The 1333-nt window shown below is 56.9% G+C and carries 1 rRNA gene; it reads left to right on the top strand.

What is annotated here, in order from left to right:
- Window positions 1-58: 58 nt before the first annotated feature.
- Window positions 59-1333, top strand: a 23S ribosomal RNA gene (locus AB0O11_RS39250); the annotation flags it as partial.

The raw sequence follows: 1333 nt of genomic DNA on the forward strand, positions 1-1333 counted from the left end.
GTTGAGGGTGTGTGACTGGTCGTTGTTTGAGAACTGCACAGTGGACGCGAGCATCTGTGGCCAAGTTTTTAAGGGCGCACGGTGGATGCCTTGGCACTAGGAACCGATGAAGGACGTGGGAGGCCGCGATAGGCCCCGGGGAGCTGTCAACCGAGCTTTGATCCGGGGGTGTCCGAATGGGGAAACCCGGCAGTCGTCATGGGCTGTCACCCGCTGCTGAACACATAGGCAGTGTGGAGGGAACGCGGGGAAGTGAAACATCTCAGTACCCGCAGGAAGAGAAAACAACCGTGATTCCGGGAGTAGTGGCGAGCGAAACTGGATGAGGCTAAACCGTTTTGGTGTGAGACCCGGCAGGGGTTGCCAATGCGGGGTTGTGGGAATGAGCTTCAGTCGTCTGCCGGCGGCTGGGCGAGTCAGAAACCGTATGGGTAGTCGAAGGACATGCGAAAGGTCCGGCGTAGAGGGTAAGACCCCCGTAGACGAAATCTGTACGGCTTGCTTGCTCATCTCCCAAGTAGCACGGGGCCCGAGAAATCCCGTGTGAATCTGGCGGGACCACCCGCTAAGCCTAAATATTCCCTAGTGACCGATAGCGGATAGTACCGTGAGGGAATGGTGAAAAGTACCGCGGGAGCGGAGTGAAATAGTACCTGAAACCGTGTGCCTACAAGCCGTGGGAGCGTCGTTCATCAGCTTGCTGGTGGGCCGTGACTGCGTGCCTTTTGAAGAATGAGCCTGCGAGTTTGCGGTGTGTAGCGAGGTTAACCCGTGTGGGGTAGCCGTAGCGAAAGCGAGTCCGAATAGGGCGGTTGAGTTGCATGCCCAAGACCCGAAGCGGAGTGATCTAGCCATGGGCAGGTTGAAGCGCGGGTAAGACCGTGTGGAGGACCGAACCCACCAGGGTTGAAAACCTGGGGGATGACCTGTGGTTAGGGGTGAAAGGCCAATCAAACTCCGTGATAGCTGGTTCTCCCCGAAATGCATTTAGGTGCAGCGTCACGTGTTTCTTGCCGGAGGTAGAGCACTGGATAGGCGATGGGCCTTACCGGGTTACTGACCTTAGCCAAACTCCGAATGCCGGTAAGTGAGAGCGTGGCAGTGAGACTGTGGGGGATAAGCTCCATGGTCGAGAGGGAAACAGCCCAGAACACCGACTAAGGTCCCTAAGCGTGTGCTAAGTGGGAAAGGATGTGGAGTCGCAGAGACAACCAGGAGGTTGGCTTAGAAGCAGCCACCCTTGAAAGAGTGCGTAATAGCTCACTGGTCAAGTGATTCCGCGCCGACAATGTAGCGGGGCTCAAGCACATCACCGAAGTCGTGTCATTGCAGC

It is taken from the genome of Kitasatospora sp. NPDC093102 (assembly GCF_040683915.1).
Classification (GTDB): Bacteria; Actinomycetota; Actinomycetes; order Streptomycetales; family Streptomycetaceae; genus Kitasatospora.